The following is a 15389-nucleotide window of genomic DNA, read 5'->3' on the forward strand; positions in this document are numbered from 1 at the left end:
CGCTGCTTGAACCTTATTTCTGCTGTTCGTCGGGCGCGCGAGCATCGATGGCCAGCGCGTGAATGCCCTTCTGCATCAGATCGGCGAGGGCATCATATACGAGCCGATGCCGCGAAACCCTGGGTAAACCGGCAAAGCGCGAGCTCACGATTTCGAGGTAATAGTGCCCCCCCTCGCGGGCGCCGGAATGGCCCGCATGGTGCGCGCTGTCGTCACGCAGGCTTAACGACACCGGGGCAAGCGCGGCCCGCAGACGGGCCTCGATCTCGACCGACGGCGTCGCCGCGGGATTCAGTTTCGCGGCCGGCTTGGGCGTGGCGTTCGGGGTGTCGCTCATGGCTTGCGTTCCTCGGCGGGGGCCTCCTCCTGAGGGAGGTGGCGGCTCATGTAAACCCCTTGGCCGAGCGTGAACAGGACCATCAGGCCGGTCGACCCGAAGACCTTGAAGTTGGCCCAGGCCTCGGTGCTGTACGAGTAAGCGACGTAAAGATTGGCAAACCCCATCGCCGCGAAGAACAGGGTCCAGGCCCAGTTCAGCCGCGCCCAGACCGGATCGGGCAGGTCCACCTCGTTCTTCAGCACCTGGCGCAGCAGGTTGCGGCGCAGGAGGTGGCTGACGAGGAAGGCCGCCGAGAACGCCCAGTAGAGCATCGTCGGCTTCCACTTGATGAAGGTCTCGCTGTGGAAGTAGACGGTCGCGCCGCCCAGCACCACGATCAGCGCCAGGCTGACCCACAGCATCAGGTCGACCTTGCGGCCGCGCAGCTTCAGGAACAGCACCTGGGCGATGGTGACCAGCATCACCGTGACCGTGGCCAGGAGCACGGGCGCCTCGGTCGGGCCGACCTTGCCGCCGGAGACCAGGAAGCCCAGATGCTCGGTGGCGAAGACCGCCGCCGCCTCGGGTTGTCCGTCCGCGTACTTGAACGTGACGAAGAACAGGAGGAGCGGGAGAAAGTCGAGCAACAGCTTCATGCGGGGGGACGAGCGCCCGAGGCGCTCGTGGCGCTCAGGGCTTCTGGGACTTTGAGGAGGAGGGCTCGAAGTCTATCGCGGCCGAATTGATGCAGAAGCGCTCGCCCGTCGGGTCCGGGCCGTCGGGAAAGACGTGGCCCAGGTGGGTGCCGCAGTTGTTGCAGCGCACCTCGACCCGCACCATGCCGTGGGTCGAGTCGACGACGCGCTCCACCACCTCGGCGTTGATCGGCTCGTAGTAGCTGGGCCAGCCGCAGCCGGCGTCGAACTTGGTGTCGGCCTGGAACAGCGGCGTGCCGCAGCCGACGCAGTTGTAGCGCCCGGCTTCCCAGTGGTCCCAGTACTTGCCGGTGAAGGCGCGCTCGGTGGCGGCGTGGCGGGCGACCTGGTACTGCATCGGATCCAGCTGCTCACGCCACTGGGCGTCGGTCTTCTTGACCGGGTACTCGGTGTCGCGATCGCGGTCCTGGTCGGTGGCGTCTTGGATGAACTTGTCGTAGCGGCTCATGATGAACAGGAAACCTCCAGGTCGTTGGCCCAGTCGGGCGGGAAGCCGGCGTCGGACGCCTGCGCGGGCGCGTCGTAGGGACGGCGCAGCACCTCCAGCAGCCGGCGCACTTCGCTGAAGTCGCCGGCCTCGGCCTGGCGGATGGCGGTCTCGGCGAGGTGGTTGCGCAGCACCACCGCCGGATTGACCGCGTTCATCCGCTCGGCGCGGGTCGACGGTGTCGAAGGGCTCGCAGATGCGGCCGCCGGCTCCAGCTTCAAGCGCGCGGCGTAGCGCAGCGCCCAGGCGTCGAAGGCGGCCCGGTCCAGGAACAGGTCCCGCAGCGCGGCGTTGCCGGGCGCGTCCGCGGCGTCGGGCGCGCGCGACTCGTCGAAGGCCGCCAGGCGGCGGTGCGCGATCGTGTAGTCGGTGTGGTGCGCGGCGAGCAGCCGCAGCCAGTCGTCGATCAGCGGACCGTCCTCGCCGCGCTCGTCGACCTCGGCGCTCAGGCCCAGCTTGGCGCGCATGGCGCCCAGCAGCGCGTTGCCGAAGCGCTCGCGGTAGATGTCCAGCGCGGCGATCAGTTCATCGCCGGCGGCGTCCTGGTCGTCCTCGACGCCGGGCATCAGCGGCAGCAGCGCCTGCGCCAGCGCGTGCAGGTTCCAGAACGCCACCTGCGGCTGGCGGGCGAAGGCGTAGCGGCCCTGATGGTCCGAGTGGTTGCAGACATGGCCCGGGTCGAAGCCGTCCATGAAGCCGAAGGGGCCGTAGTCGATGGTCAGGCCCAGCATCGACATGTTGTCGGTGTTCATCACGCCATGCATGAAGCCGACGGCCTGCCACTGCGCGACCATGTCGGCGGTCTGCGCCGCGACCTTGGCCAGCACCGCCGTCACCGGGTTCGGCGCGTCGGCGCATTCGGGCGCGTGGTGGCGGACGAAGTGGTCGAACAGCTCCCGCGTCTGCGCTTCCATGCCGTGATGGGTGAAGTGCTCGAAGTGGCCGAAGCGCAGGAAGCTGGGCGCCACGCGCGTGACGATGGCGCCGGTCTCCACGGTCTCGCGCTGGACCTTGAGCCGGGCCGAGCCGGTGAGCGCGAGCGCGCGCGTGGTCGGGATGCCCAGCGCCGCCATGGCCTCGGAGCAGAGGAACTCGCGGATCGAGGAGCGCAGCACCGCGCGGCCGTCCCCGCGACGGGAGTAGGGCGTCAGGCCGGCGCCCTTGAGCTGCAGCTCGAAGTGGCCGTCCGGCGTGTCGATGCCGCCGAGCATCAGCGCGCGGCCGTCGCCGAGCTGACCGGCCCAGACGCCGAACTGGTGGCCGCTGTAGACGGTGGCCAGCGGGCGCATGCCGGGCAGATGGGCGTTGCCGCTGAAGACCTCGAGCGCGCCGGGCCGGGTCCACCAGTCGGCGGGCCAGCCGAGGGTGGCGGCGCAGTCGGGGCTGGTGGCGATCCAGTGCGGCTCGGGCAGGCCGGTGCCGGGCAGCTCGGTGAAGAACTGGGGACCGAGCGTCGCGAAGCGGTTGGTCCAGCGGGCCGGCTCGGCGCCCTCGAAGCCCTCGGCCAGCACGGGCGAGGGCAGGGCGGTCGTCTCGGGGAAAGTCATGGCGGGCAGTGTAGCCAGCGCCCCTTTTCCCTGGAGGGAGCCGAGGCTCTCGGCGGCGCGGCGCGCCCACGGCTGCGCCGGTCCTTGGCGAGTGCGCCGGGCGCCCGCCGCGGCCGTCGCGCGGCCGCGCCGACGCCACTCGCCGATCCGCGCCGGAAGCGGTCTACAGCCGGAACACCGCCACCGCCTGGTTCAGCTGCGCGGCCTGGTGCTTGAGGCTCTCGGCGGCGGCGGCCGATTCCTCGACCAGCGCGGCGTTCTGCTGCGTGACCTGGTCGAGCTGGCTGATCGCGTCGCCGATCTGGTCGATGCCTTGGCTCTGCTCGGCGCTGGCGGCGCTGATCTCGGAGATCAGATCCGACACGCGCCGCACCTGCTCGACGATCTGCCCCATGGTCTCGCCGGCGCTGCCGGCCAGGCGCGAGCCGGTCTCGACCTTGGCGCCGCTGTCCCCGATCAGCGACTTGATCTCCTTGGCCGCCGCGGCGCTGCGCTGGGCCAGCGCCCGCACCTCGCTCGCGACGACCGCGAAGCCGCGCCCCTGTTCGCCGGCGCGGGCGGCCTCGACCGCCGCGTTCAGCGCCAGGATGTTGGTCTGGAAGGCGATGCCGTCGATGGTGCCGATGATGTCGTTGATGCGGCGCGAGCTCTCGTCGATCTGGCGCATCACCGCCACGACCTCCTGCACCGCCTGACCGCCGCTGACCGCGACCTCCGAGGCCGACTGCGCCAGCTGCGTCGCCGTGCGCGCGATGTCGGCGTTCTGCTTGACGGTGGCGGTCAGCTCCTCCATCGAGGCGGCCGTCTGCTGCAAGTTGGCGGCCTGCTGCTCGGTGCGCTGCGACAGGTCGGCGTTGCCGCTGGCGATCTCGCCCGTGCCGGTGGCGATGGAGTCGCTGCTCTGGCGGACCTGGCCGACGATGCGCATGAGGCTCTCGTTCATGCGCTTGAGCGCGGTCAGCAGCTGCCCGGTCTCATCGCGCGCGTCCTGGTCGATGTCGGAGCGCAGGTCGCCCGCGGCGACCGCCTCCGCCACCTGCACCGCCTGCGCCATCGGCAGCGCGATCGCGCGGCTGAGCAGCCAGGCGGTGGCGATGCCCAGCCCGGCGATCACCAGCGCGGCGAAGCCCGCCTGCCAGCGCAGCGCGGCGCGCGCGTCCAGCGAGGCCTGGCGGGCCGCGTCGGCGCGCTGCTCCTGCATCACGACGAACTGGCCGATCGCGTCCAGGTAGGCCTTGACCGAGGGCACGTACTCGCTCTTGACGATGCGGCTGGTGGCGGTCCAGTCGCCCGCCTCGCCGGCGTCGCGCGCCTTCTTGCTGGCGGCCAGCAGGGTCTGGCCCAGGCCGACGATCTCCTTGAGCTTGGCCTTGTCCTCGGGCCGCTCGGCCTGCTTGGCGATGCCCTCGCGCAGCTTGGCCACCTCGGGCGCGTCGTTGGCGATGTTCTCCTTGAACAGCTCACCCACCGCCGGGTCCGAGCTGATCGCGCTGGCCATGCTGCGCGCCACCGCGGTCTGCGTCATGCCCTGCCACTGGACGGACTTGCGGATGATGTCCTGCGCGTCGTTGATGGAGGCCGTGGCCTGGCTGATGATCTGTTCGTTGCGGACCAGCGTGCCGCCGCCGATCACCAGCATCGCGAGGATCAACAGGCCCATGGCCCCGTAGAGCTTGCTCGCGAGCGGGAGGTCCTTCAAACGCATTCGATGTCTCCTTTGCCGCCCTGGCGCGGCGTTGTTGTCGTGGGTTCGGGTTTTCCGATCCGGGGTCGCATGGAATCTCGCATCCCGCGCGCGGCTTGCCAATCCGGGGTTGATCCCCGGAAGGGCCGATGGCCACGCGATCCCGGCCATTCCGTGACTTCGGCCGCGCGTGCACCAGGCTGGAGCCTGGGGTTGTACCGCCCGTGTAATCCCCTATGCCAGAAGCGCGGCCGCGTCACTAGGGTGACGCCAGGCGCGGGGGCCGGTCGATAGACTGCCCCGAAAGACCGAGACACGGCGCCCGCGAGCTTCCGGATCCGCCATCTGTCGGCACCGGACGCGGCGAGGCACCGGACCCAATCCAGGAGACACGAATGGCACTGATGGGCCAGATGATGTCGATGCCGCTGCTGATCTCCTCGCTGATCACGCACGCGGCGCGGCACGCCGGGGATACGGAGATCGTCAGCAAGCGGGTCGAGGGCGACCTGCACCGCACGACATGGGCCGCCGTCGAGAAGCGCTCCCGCCAGCTGGCGCAGGCCTTCGCGCGATTGGGCCTGGCGGCCGGGGAGCGCGTCGGCACGCTGGCCTGGAACGGCTACCGCCACCTGGAGATCTATTACGGGACCTCCGGCTCCGGACTGGTCTGCCACACCATCAACCCGCGCCTGTTCCCCGAGCAGATCGCCTGGATCGCCAACGACGCCGAGGACCGCGCCCTCTGCTTCGACCTGACCTTCCTGCCGCTGGTCGAGAAGATCCACGCGCAGCTGCCGCACATCCGGCACTTCATCCTGATGACGGACCGCGCGCACATGCCGGCCGAGTCCGCCATCCCGAGCCTGCGCTGCTACGACGACCTGGTCGACGCCGAGGACGGGCACTACGTCTGGCCCGAGTTCGACGAGAACACCGCCTCGTCCATCTGCTACACCAGCGGCACGACCGGCCACCCCAAGGGCGCGGTGTACAGCCACCGCAGCTCGGTGCTGCACGCCTACGGCGCGGCGCTGCCGGACGCGATGTCGGCCTCGCGCCGCGATGTGATCCTGCCCGTGGTCCCCATGTTCCACGTCAACGCCTGGGGCCTGCCCTACAGCACCGCGCTGGTGGGCTGCAAGCTGGTGTTCCCCGGACCGCATCTGGACGGGAAGTCGCTCTACGAGCTCTTCGAGACGGAGAAGGTCACCTTCAGCGCCGGCGTGCCCACCGTGTGGCTGGGCCTGCTGAACTACGTCGGCGCCAACCAGCTGAAGTTCTCGACCTTCAAGCGCACGGTGATCGGCGGCTCGGCCTGCCCGCCGGCGATGCTGCGCACGCTGATGGACGACTACGGCGTGGACGTGATCCACGCCTGGGGCATGACCGAGATGTCGCCGCTGGGCACGCTGTCGCGGCTCAGCAGCCGCCAGCTGGAGCTGCCCGTCGAGCAGCAGCGCCGCCTGCTGGAGAAGCAGGGCAAGGCCATCTACGGCGTGGACATGGCCGTCGTCGACGACAGCGGCCGCGCGCTGCCCTGGGATGGCGAGAGCTCGGGCAACCTGGTCGTGCGCGGGCCCTGGGTGATCAACAGCTACTTCGGCCACGCCGGATCGCCGCTGATGCGGGTGACGGGCGCGGACGGCCGCGACATGGGCGAGTGGTTCCCGACCGGGGACGTGGCCGCCATCGACGCCGACGGCTTCATGCAGATCACCGACCGCAGCAAGGACGTCATCAAGTCCGGCGGCGAGTGGATCAGCTCCATCGACCTCGAGAACATCGCCATGGCGCACCCCGCCGTGCACGAGGCGGCGGTGATCGCGGTCGCGCACCCGAAGTGGGACGAGCGCCCGCTGCTGGTGGTGGTGCGCAAGCCCGGCGAGGCCGGCGCGGCGCTGACCCGCGAGGACCTGATCGGTTTCTACGAGGGCCGCATCGCCAAGTGGCAGGTGCCGGACGACGTCGTCTTCGTCGACGAGATTCCGCACACCGCCACCGGGAAGATGCTCAAGCTCAAGCTGCGCGAGCAGTTCAAGTCCCACAAGCTGCCGGGCTGCTGAGCCCGGCGACGGGCCCGGCCGCGCCGGGCGCGTCGCTGCCGCGGCCGGCCGCCGCCGACCGCTTCCGTCAGAGATCCGGGTGCACCGCGCGGCGATGAGGCCGCCGCGCCGGGCACCCCCACAGGAGACCCGCCCCCGATTTCCCTTGATCGCGCATCGCCGCAGTCCGTCGCCGCAGTCCATCGCAGTACGTCGCTTTGAATCGCCTTGCATCGCACACACAACCACATCAGGAGACAAGCATGAGCAAGCACAGCACGCGTTCGATTCCCTCCCTGGCCCGGCCGCTGGCCGTCGCCGCGTTCGCCGTGATGGCGGCCACCGGCGCGTATGCGCAGAAGGGCGAGACGGTCAAGATCGCCTGGATCGATCCGCTGTCCGGCCTGATGGCCCCGGTGGGGCAGAACCAGGTGAAGTCCTTCCAGTTCTTCGCCGAGAAGTTCAACGCCAACAACCCGGCCGGCGTGAAGTTCGAGGTCATCGCGATCGACAACAAGCTCAGCCCGGCCGAGTCGCTCAACGCGCTGAAGTCGGCCATCGACCAGGGCGTGCGCTACGTGACGCAGGGCAACGGCTCGGGCGCGGCGCTGGCCATCATCGACGCGGTGAACAAGCACAACGAGCGCAACCCCGGCAAGGAAGTGATCTACCTGAACCACTCGGCCGTGGACCCGGACCTGACCAACAGCAAGTGCAGCTACTGGCACTTCCGCTTCGACGCGGACACGTCCATGAAGATGGAGGCGATCACCACCTTCCTGAAGGACCAGCCGGACGTCAAGAAGGTCTACCTGCTCAACCAGAACTACGCGCACGGCCATCAGGTCGCCAAGTACGCCAAGGAAGGCCTGGCCAAGAAGCGGCCCGACGTGCAGATCGTCGGCGAGGACCTGCACCCGCTGGCGCAGGTGCGCGATTTCGCGCCCTACGTGGCCAAGATCAAGGCCAGCGGCGCCGACACGGTGATCACGGGGAACTGGGGCTCGGACCTGGCGCTGCTGGTGAAGGCGGCCTCCGAGGCCGGCTACAACGGCAAGTTCTACACCTACTACGCCGGCGTCACCGGCACGCCGACGGCCATGGGCGCGGCGGGCGCCGGCCGCGTCTACCAGGCGGCCTACAACTACAACAACATGGGCGGTCAGATGGACCAGTGGGCCAACGAGTTCAAGGCCAAGTTCAACGACGACTTCTACACCGGCTCGGTGATCCACATCTACAACGCGCTGTCCACCGCGATGGCCAAGGCCAAGAGCACCGATCCGGTGAAGGTCGCGGCGGTGCTGGAAGGGCTGAAGTTCAAGTCCTTCAACGGCGACGTCGAGATGCGCAAGACCGACCACCAGCTGCAGCAGCCGATCTACATCTCGCGCTGGGAGAAGGTTGACGCCAAGCACCCCTACAACGTCGAGAACACGGGCTATAACTTCGCCCCCGTGAAGACCTATGACGCCTACGTCTCGAGCACGCCCACGAGCTGCCAGATGAAGCGTCCGGGTTGACGCGTCTCCCTGCTGCGCAGACCGATCTCGGGCCTGCAGTGCTCGCCGTACGGGAGTACGGCTCCGCGCTTCGGCCCGACCTCGGCCCGCTCGCGACGGGATCCACGCCAACCCGGCTCGTGTAGAGAGAGGATGATGTTTTGGAACAGATACTGATCAACCTGCTGAACGGCCTGTCGTCCGGCCTGCTGCTGTTCATGCTCAGCTCCGGGCTGACGCTGATCTTCAGCATGATGGGCGTGCTGAACTTCGCGCATGCGAGCTTCTACATGCTGGGCGCGTACTTCGCGTACACGCTGGCGGGGTGGGTCGGGTTCTGGCCCGCGCTGATCCTCGCGCCGCTGCTGGTGGGCGGCTGCGGGGCGCTGTTCGAGCGGGGCGCGCTGCGGCGCGTCCACAAGTTCGGCCACGTCCCGGAGCTGCTCATCACCTTCGGCCTGTCCTACGTCGTGCTCGAGCTGGTCCAGCTGGTCTGGGGCCGCACCGCGGTCCCGTTCCCGCCGCCGGCCTCGCTGCAGGGCGCGGCCTTCACCCTGGTGCATGCGCCGGGCCAGGCGCTGCAGCTGGTGTGGGGCGACGCCTCCACCGCGGTCTGCGCGGTGGCCAGCTGCTCCAAGTTCCCGCTGACGCGCGCCTTCATGATGCTGGTCGCGCTGGGCATGCTGCTGGCGCTGTGGCTGCTGCTCACCCGCACGCGCATCGGCCTGGTCATCCAGGCGGCGCTGACGCATCCGGAGATGGTCGAGGCCCTGGGCCACAACGTCCCGCGCGTGCTGATGCTGGTCTTCGGCAGCGGCTGCGCGCTGGCGGCGCTCGCAGGCGTCATCGGCGGCATCACCTTCGTCACCGAGCCCGCGATGGCGGTGATCGTCGGCTCCATCATCTTCGTGGTGGTCGTGGTCGGCGGCATCGGCTCGCTGGCCGGGGCCTTCGTCGCGTCCATCGTCATCGGCCTGCTGCAGACCCTGCCGCTGACCGTCGACGTGTCGCTGGCGCAGGCCTTCAAGCTCGGTCCCGACACCTTCGGCTACCCGCTGCTCAAGCTCACGCTCGCGCAGGTCGCGCCCATCCTTCCGTATCTGCTGATGGTCCTGATCCTGATCTTCCGGCCCAAGGGCCTGCTCGGCACGCGGGAGGGCTGAACGATGTCCGCCGTCCCCACCTCCTCGACCGCCACGGCGGCCACCGCCGCGGTCACCGCGACGACCGCCGCGGTCAACGCGGCCATCGCCGCCAAAGGCGCGAATGGCGCGAATGGCGCGAATGGCGCGAATGCCGCCCGCCCGTCGCGCGCCAGGCGCGCCGAGACCTATCACTTCAAGCCCCACAACGTCGGCCGCTGGCTGATCTGGAGCCTGTACGCCGTCGCGCTCATCGTGGCCCCGCTGATGTGGACCAGCAGCCTGGCGCAGACCATGCTGTCGCAGATGGGCATCGCGATCATCGCCTGCCTGTCCTACAACCTGCTGCTGGGGCAGGGCGGCATGCTGAGCTTCGGCCACGCGGTCTACAGCGGGCTGGGCGCCTACCTGGCGATCCACACGCTGAACATGGTCGGGGGCGGCCAGCTGGCGCTCCCCGTGAGCCTGGTGCCGGTGGTCGGCGGCTTCGCCGGCCTGTTCTTCGCGGCGCTGTTCGGCTACGTCTCGACCAAGAAGTCGGGCACGCCCTTCGCGATGATCACGCTGGGCCTGGGCGAGCTGATCTGGTCGATGTCGCTGATGCTGCCGGAGTTCTTCGGCGGCGAGGGCGGCATCTCGTCCAACCGCGTGGTGGGCAAGGGCCTGATGGGCATCACCTTCGGCCCGCAGATCCAGGTCTACTACCTGATCGCCGTCTATTGCTTCGTCTGCACGGCGCTGCTCTACGCGTTCACGCGCACGCCCCTGGGCCGCATGCTCAACGCGGTGCGCGACAACCCGGAGCGGGTCGAGTTCATCGGCTACGACACGCAGTGGGTGCGCTTCCTGGCCTTCCTGATCGCGGGCTTCTTCGCCGGGGTGTCGGGCGGGCTGTCGGCGCTGAACTTCGAGATCGTCACCGCCGAGGTGGTCGGCGCGGCGCGCTCGGGCGCGTACCTGCTGTTCACCTTCCTGGGCGGCGCGACCTTCTTCTTCGGGCCCATCATCGGCGCCGTGCTGATGGTGGTCGCGCTGGTGCTGCTGTCGGAGCTGACCAAGGCCTGGTTGCTCTACCTCGGCCTGGTCTTCCTGTTCATGGTCATGTACGCGCCGGGCGGCATCGCCTCGCTGATCATGATGAATCTGCGTCTGGCCGCCTTCGGCAAGCTGCGCGCGTTGTGGCCCTCCTATCTCGGGCTGGCCGGCGCGGCGCTGACCGTGCTGGTGGGCGGCTCCACCATGGTGGAAATGCTCTATCACCTGCAGCTCAACGAGGCGCTCGGACCCAAGATGCACTACCTGGGCGTGGCGCTGGACGCCAGGAGCGTGGACTCCTGGTTCGGGGCGGGCTTCGTGCTGCTGACCGGGATCGGCCTGTTCGAGGTCGTGCGCCGCCAGTTCCGCCGCGAGTGGGACCAGGCGCAGGAAGAGATCGAGAAAGAGATCAAGCGGAGGGAAAGCCTGTGAGCGCGCCGTACGCACTGGAACTGAAGTCCGTCCGCAAGAGCTTCGGCAAGAGCGAGATCATCCGCGGCGCGGAGCTCGCGGTGAAGCCGGGCGAGCGCGTGGCCATCATCGGCCCCAACGGCGCGGGCAAGTCCACGCTGTTCAACCTGATCAGCGGCCGCTTCGCGCCCACCAGCGGGGAGATCAAGCTCTTCGGCGAGCGCATCGACCAGCTGCCTCCGTACCAGATCAACCGCCGGGGGCTGTCGCGCAGCTTCCAGGTGTCCAACCTGTTCACGCGGCTGTCGGTCTTCGAGAACATCCGCTGCGCGCTGCTCTGGTCCATGGGCCACAAGTACGCGTTCTGGAAGTTCCTCGCGGGCATGGAGGACGTGAACGAACGGGTCGAGGAGCTGCTGGAGATGATCCACCTCGACAAGAAGCGCGACGTCCCCGCGATCAACCTGACCTATGCCGAGGCGCGCGCGCTGGAGATCGGCATCACCATCGCCGGCGGCTCGCAGGTCATCCTGCTGGACGAGCCGACCGCCGGCATGAGCAAGAGCGAGACCAAGCGCTTCATCCAGCTGATCCGGGAGGTCACCGAGGGTCGCACCCTGCTGACGGTGGAGCACGACATGGGCGTGGTCTTCGGCCTGGCGGACAAGATCGCGGTGCTGGTCTATGGGGAGGTGATCGCCTTCGACACGCCCGACGCGGTGCGCGCCAACGCGCGCGTCCAGGAGGCCTATCTGGGATCGGTGCTGGCCGAGTCGCAGGCCGCGGGAGCGCATGCATGAGCGTGGAGATGAAGGATTCGAATGTCGGCGCGATGCGCGCCGCCGCGGCCGGCGCGTCGGCGGCGCACGCGCGGGCACTGAAGCTGGACAACGTCCACGCCTTCTACGGCAAGAGCCACGTGCTGCACGGCGTGACCATGGAGGTCCGCCCCGGCGAGATCGTCAGCCTGCTGGGCCGCAACGGCTCGGGGCGATCGACGACGGTCAAGACCATCATGGGGCAGGTCGAGGGGACGGGCAGCATCGACTGGGGCGGCCAGGCGCTGCTGGGCGAGAAGGCCTACGAGATCGCGCATCGCGGCATCGGCTACGTGCCGGAGAACCGGGACATCTTCCCCAAGCTGACGGTGCACCAGAACCTGATGCTGGGCGAGAAGTCCGGGCGGCGCGGCAAGACACCGCGCTGGGGCTTCGACGACATGTACGCGATGTTCCCGCGCCTGAAGGAACGCCAGCACACCGAGGCCGGCGTGCTCTCCGGCGGGGAGCAGCAGATGCTCACGCTGTGCCGCACGCTGATGGGTGATCCGGACCTGATCATGATCGACGAGCCCACCGAGGGCCTGGCGCCCAAGATCGTCGAGCTGGTCGCGGAGTACCTCAAGGAGCTCAAGCGGCGCGGCGTGTCCGTGCTGCTGGTGGAGCAGAAGCTGGCCATCGCGCTGGAGATCTCCGAGCGCTGCTACGTGATGGGCCACGGCCGCATCGTCTTCGAGGGCACGCCCGCCGACCTGCGCGCCAACGCCTACGTGCGCAAGGAGTGGCTGGAGGTCTGAGCGCCGCCGGACGGCCCCCGCGCGCGTGATCTCCCTCACGCCCGACATCGCCGTCCCCCGCGTTCAAGCAGTCCCGCGTCCCCTGATCCCGGGAAGCGCGCGCCTCCCCGGCGTGCGAGCGCCGCACTACATTGAGTCCGGGACAGAAGAACAAGGACTCCTCATGAACTCGGTGCAGCCCTGGATGGTGGTCGCGGGCGTGGTGGCCGGGATGGCCGCCGGCGGAATCGGCGCGAGCGCCTGGTGGTGGCCGCGCCTGAAACGCGCGCGGCGTCTGATCGACCGCATCGAGGCCTCGCGCCAGCTGATGAACCAGCAGAGCACCCAGGCGCGGCGGCAGATCGAGCATCTGCAGCTGGAGCTGGGCGAACTGCGGCTGATCGCGGAACGCTTCCGCCGCAAGGCGATGACCACCGGCAGCCCGGCCGAGACCCTCGACGGCCCCGAGTCCATCCTGCCCGCGGAACCGCCGCCCGCGTCGCGCCGTCCCGCGCCGTCAGGCGGCGAATCCGATGCCGGCTTCGCCCAGACCCAGTACGAGGATCCCGACGACGCCGCCCGCCACGGTTTCGCGCCGACGCAGATCGAGAAGCGCTTCTGAGCGCTCCGGCGCGCCGCCGGACCGCCTTCCTCCGCGCCCGCCCGCCCCGCCATTCCCCTCCGGACTTCCCCCGGTGACGCCTTGTCACGGCAGAGACAAGCGTCGCGGCTCGCCGCTGCCTAGAATCGAACGATCGTTCTTTTCGCTGACGCGCGACCGGGGAGACACGGCGACGGCGGCGAGGTTTCTCACCTGCACTGGAAGGAACAAGCATGGGTGCCAGTTACGAAGTCCGCGGCCAGGTCGCGGTGATCACGCTCAACAACCCCCCGGTCAACGGCCTGGGTCACGCCACGCGGCTCGCCATCTCCGAGGGCATCGAGCGCGCCGAGAACGACCCGGCCGTGAAGGCCGTGGTCCTGACGGGGGCCGGCAAGGCCTTCTCCGGCGGCGCCGACATCCGCGAGTTCGGCTCGCCCAAGGCGCTGGCCGAGCCCAACCTGGGCTCGCTGATCAACCGTGTCGAGGCCTGCACCAAGCCGGTCGTCGCCGCGATCCACAGCGTCGCCATGGGCGGCGGCCTGGAGCTGGCGCTGGGCTGCCACTACCGCGTCACCGCGCCGGGGGCCAAGATCGCGCTGCCGGAAGTGAAGCTGGGCCTGCTGCCCGGCGCCGGCGGCACGCAGCGCCTGCCGCGCGCCCTGGGCGTGGAGCCCGCGCTGAACATGATCGTCAGCGGCGAGCCGGTGAACTCCGAGATGCTGGCGATGGTGCCAGGCCAGGTGCTGTTCCAGAAGGTGATCGAGGGCGACCTCATCGACGGCGCGGTCCAGTACGCGCTGGAGATCGCCGACAAGCGCCCGCTGCCGCGCGTGCGCGACCTCAAGGCCCAGCACCCCGAGGCGCAGGCCTTCTTCCAGTTCGCCCGCAACACGGTGGGCGCGATGAGCAAGAACTTCCCCGCGCCGCTGCAGTGCGTGGAGACCGTGGCCAACGCGGTCAGCATGAAGTTCGAGGACGGCATGCGCGCCGAGCGCGAGGCCTTCGGCGCGCTGATGCTGACGCCCGAGTCCAAGGCGCTGCGCCACGCGTTCTTCGCCGAGCGCGCCGCGTCCAAGATCCCCGACGTCCCCGAGGACACGCCGCTGCGCAAGATCGAGAAGGTCGCCGTGATCGGCGCCGGCACCATGGGTGGCGGCATCGCGATGAACTTCCTCAACGCCGGCATCCCCGTCGTGATGCTGGAGATGAAGCAGGAGGCGCTGGACCGCGGCGTCGCCACCATCCGCAAGAACTACGAGGCGCAGGTCAAGAAGGGCAAGCTCAAGGAGGACAAGTACACGCAGCGCATGAGCCTGCTGCACACCACCCTGAGCTACGCCGAGATCGGCGATGCCGACATCGTCATCGAGGCCGTCTTCGAGGACCTGGGCGTCAAGGAGCAGGTGTTCAAGCAGCTGGACGCGGTGATGAAGCCCGGCGCGATCCTGGCCTCCAACACCTCGACGCTGGACGTCAACAAGATCGCCCACTTCACCAAGCGTCCGCAGGACGTCATCGGCACCCACTTCTTCAGCCCGGCCAACGTGATGAAGCTGCTGGAGGTCGTGCGCGGCGAGGCCACCGCCAAGGACGTGCTGGCCACGGTCATGGCGCTGGGCAAGAAGATCCGCAAGACCTGCGTGGTCTCGGGCGTGTGCGACGGCTTCATCGGCAACCGCATGATCGAGCAGTACAGCCGCCAGGCCGGCTTCCTGCTGGAGGAGGGCTGCACGCCGCAGCAGGTCGACAAGGCCGTGGAGCGCTTCGGCTTCGCGATGGGCCCGTTCCGCATGGGCGACCTGGCCGGCAACGACGTGGGCTGGTACATCCGCAAGCGCCGCTACCAGGAGAAGCCGGACCTGCGCTACTCCAAGACCGCCGACCTGCTCTGCGAGATGGGCCGCTTCGGCCAGAAGACCGGCGCGGGCTGGTACGACTACCTGCCCGGCAAGCGCGACGCCATCCCGTCCAGGACGGTGCTGGAGATGATCGACATGCACCGCTCGGCGCTGGGCATCACGCCGCGCAAGATCAGCGACGAGGAGATCGTCCACCGCCTGGTGTTCGCGCTGGTCAACGAGGCCGCGCGCATCCTGGAGGAGGGCATCGCGCTGCGCGCCTCCGACATCGACATGGTCTACCTGACCGGCTACGGCTTCCCGCTGTGGCGCGGTGGCCCGATGTGCTACGCCGACACGGTGGGCCTCTACAACGTCGTGCAGGCGATGAAGCGTTTCGCCAAGAACCCGCTGGACGACGCGAAGTTCTGGGAGCCCGCGCCGCTGCTGGCCCGCCTCGCCCACGAGGGCAAGGGCTTCAACGAATAAGCACGAAGGAGCAAG

General features: G+C 69.0%; 13 protein-coding genes. 8 read left to right on the plus strand and 5 right to left on the minus strand.

Annotation, left to right across the window (positions count from 1 at the left end; genetic code table 11):
• Positions 1-13: 13 nt before the first annotated feature.
• From MCHT01_RS03035 to MCHT01_RS27280, 5 genes are all read right to left on the minus strand, one after another.
• Positions 14-337 (minus strand): BolA family protein, encoded by a 324-nt coding sequence (locus MCHT01_RS03035; protein ID WP_084451716.1) that lies wholly within the window; start codon positions 335-337, stop codon positions 14-16.
• Positions 334-975, minus strand: coding sequence for a septation protein A (locus MCHT01_RS03040; protein ID WP_067062220.1), 642 nt, complete (start codon positions 973-975; stop codon positions 334-336). Before MCHT01_RS03040 ends, MCHT01_RS03035 begins: the two co-directional genes overlap by 4 nt.
• A 34-nt stretch (positions 976-1009) precedes the next feature.
• Positions 1010-1483, minus strand: coding sequence for a peptide-methionine (R)-S-oxide reductase MsrB (msrB, locus tag MCHT01_RS03045; RefSeq protein WP_084451718.1), 474 nt, complete (start codon positions 1481-1483; stop codon positions 1010-1012).
• Entirely contained in the window at positions 1480-3069 is a 1590-nt protein-coding gene (locus tag MCHT01_RS03050; RefSeq protein WP_084451727.1) for a protein adenylyltransferase SelO, read from the minus strand. The genes msrB and MCHT01_RS03050 overlap by 4 nt, the downstream gene beginning before the upstream one ends.
• Positions 3070-3232: 163 nt before the next feature.
• A complete protein-coding gene (locus tag MCHT01_RS27280; protein ID WP_067062223.1) occupies positions 3233-4774 on the minus strand; it encodes a methyl-accepting chemotaxis protein in 1542 nt (513 codons plus the stop codon).
• Between the two features lie 374 nt (positions 4775-5148).
• On the opposite strand from MCHT01_RS27280, the gene MCHT01_RS03060 reads away from it, so the two are divergent.
• From MCHT01_RS03060 to MCHT01_RS03095, 8 genes are all read left to right on the plus strand, one after another.
• The gene (locus tag MCHT01_RS03060) at positions 5149-6819 is read left to right on the plus strand and encodes a 3-(methylthio)propionyl-CoA ligase (RefSeq protein WP_067062226.1); all 1671 of its coding nucleotides are present in this window, start codon (positions 5149-5151) and stop codon (positions 6817-6819) included.
• Between the two features lie 311 nt (positions 6820-7130).
• Positions 7131-8321, plus strand: a complete 1191-nt coding sequence (locus MCHT01_RS03065; protein ID WP_067063024.1) for a branched-chain amino acid ABC transporter substrate-binding protein — start codon at positions 7131-7133, stop codon at positions 8319-8321.
• Positions 8322-8518: 197 nt separating this feature from the next.
• Positions 8519-9463, plus strand: a complete 945-nt coding sequence (locus MCHT01_RS03070) for a branched-chain amino acid ABC transporter permease (RefSeq protein ID WP_245643158.1) — start codon at positions 8519-8521, stop codon at positions 9461-9463.
• 3 nt (positions 9464-9466) lie between these two features.
• Positions 9467-10909 carry a branched-chain amino acid ABC transporter permease gene (locus MCHT01_RS03075; RefSeq protein WP_084451729.1) on the plus strand — a complete coding sequence of 481 codons (1443 nt, stop codon included), beginning with the start codon at positions 9467-9469 and terminating at the stop codon, positions 10907-10909.
• Complete coding sequence (locus tag MCHT01_RS03080; RefSeq protein ID WP_067062231.1) at positions 10906-11688, plus strand: ABC transporter ATP-binding protein; 783 nt, start codon at positions 10906-10908, stop codon at positions 11686-11688. Before MCHT01_RS03075 ends, MCHT01_RS03080 begins: the two co-directional genes overlap by 4 nt.
• 32 nt (positions 11689-11720) lie before the next feature.
• Positions 11721-12464 (plus strand): ABC transporter ATP-binding protein, encoded by a 744-nt coding sequence (locus tag MCHT01_RS03085; protein WP_067063029.1) that lies wholly within the window; start codon positions 11721-11723, stop codon positions 12462-12464.
• Between the two features lie 163 nt (positions 12465-12627).
• Complete coding sequence (locus MCHT01_RS03090) at positions 12628-13065, plus strand: hypothetical protein (protein ID WP_067062233.1); 438 nt, start codon at positions 12628-12630, stop codon at positions 13063-13065.
• A 212-nt stretch (positions 13066-13277) separates the two neighbouring features.
• Positions 13278-15374 carry a 3-hydroxyacyl-CoA dehydrogenase NAD-binding domain-containing protein gene (locus MCHT01_RS03095; protein WP_067062236.1) on the plus strand — a complete coding sequence of 699 codons (2097 nt, stop codon included), beginning with the start codon at positions 13278-13280 and terminating at the stop codon, positions 15372-15374.
• Positions 15375-15389: the final 15 nt, after the last annotated feature.

This window comes from Mitsuaria chitosanitabida ATCC BAA-476 = NBRC 102408 (assembly GCF_001598255.1).
GTDB classification, from domain to species: Bacteria; Pseudomonadota; Gammaproteobacteria; order Burkholderiales; family Burkholderiaceae_C; genus Roseateles; species Roseateles chitosanitabidus.

Coding starts and splice junctions, on each gene's coding strand:
- MCHT01_RS03090 (WP_067062233.1), top strand. CDS start 12,628: ATGAACTCGGTGCAGCCCTGGATGGTGGTCGCGGGCGTGGTGGCCGGG.
- MCHT01_RS03095 (WP_067062236.1), top strand. CDS start 13,278: ATGGGTGCCAGTTACGAAGTCCGCGGCCAGGTCGCGGTGATCACGCTC.
- MCHT01_RS03085 (WP_067063029.1), top strand. CDS start 11,721: ATGCGCGCCGCCGCGGCCGGCGCGTCGGCGGCGCACGCGCGGGCACTG.
- MCHT01_RS03035 (WP_084451716.1), bottom strand. CDS start 337: ATGAGCGACACCCCGAACGCCACGCCCAAGCCGGCCGCGAAACTGAAT.
- MCHT01_RS03075 (WP_084451729.1), top strand. CDS start 9,467: ATGTCCGCCGTCCCCACCTCCTCGACCGCCACGGCGGCCACCGCCGCG.
- MCHT01_RS03065 (WP_067063024.1), top strand. CDS start 7,131: ATGGCGGCCACCGGCGCGTATGCGCAGAAGGGCGAGACGGTCAAGATC.
- MCHT01_RS03070 (WP_245643158.1), top strand. CDS start 8,519: ATGCTCAGCTCCGGGCTGACGCTGATCTTCAGCATGATGGGCGTGCTG.
- MCHT01_RS27280 (WP_067062223.1), bottom strand. CDS start 4,774: ATGCGTTTGAAGGACCTCCCGCTCGCGAGCAAGCTCTACGGGGCCATG.
- msrB (WP_084451718.1), bottom strand. CDS start 1,483: ATGAGCCGCTACGACAAGTTCATCCAAGACGCCACCGACCAGGACCGC.
- MCHT01_RS03050 (WP_084451727.1), bottom strand. CDS start 3,069: ATGACTTTCCCCGAGACGACCGCCCTGCCCTCGCCCGTGCTGGCCGAG.
- MCHT01_RS03040 (WP_067062220.1), bottom strand. CDS start 975: ATGAAGCTGTTGCTCGACTTTCTCCCGCTCCTCCTGTTCTTCGTCACG.
- MCHT01_RS03060 (WP_067062226.1), top strand. CDS start 5,149: ATGGCACTGATGGGCCAGATGATGTCGATGCCGCTGCTGATCTCCTCG.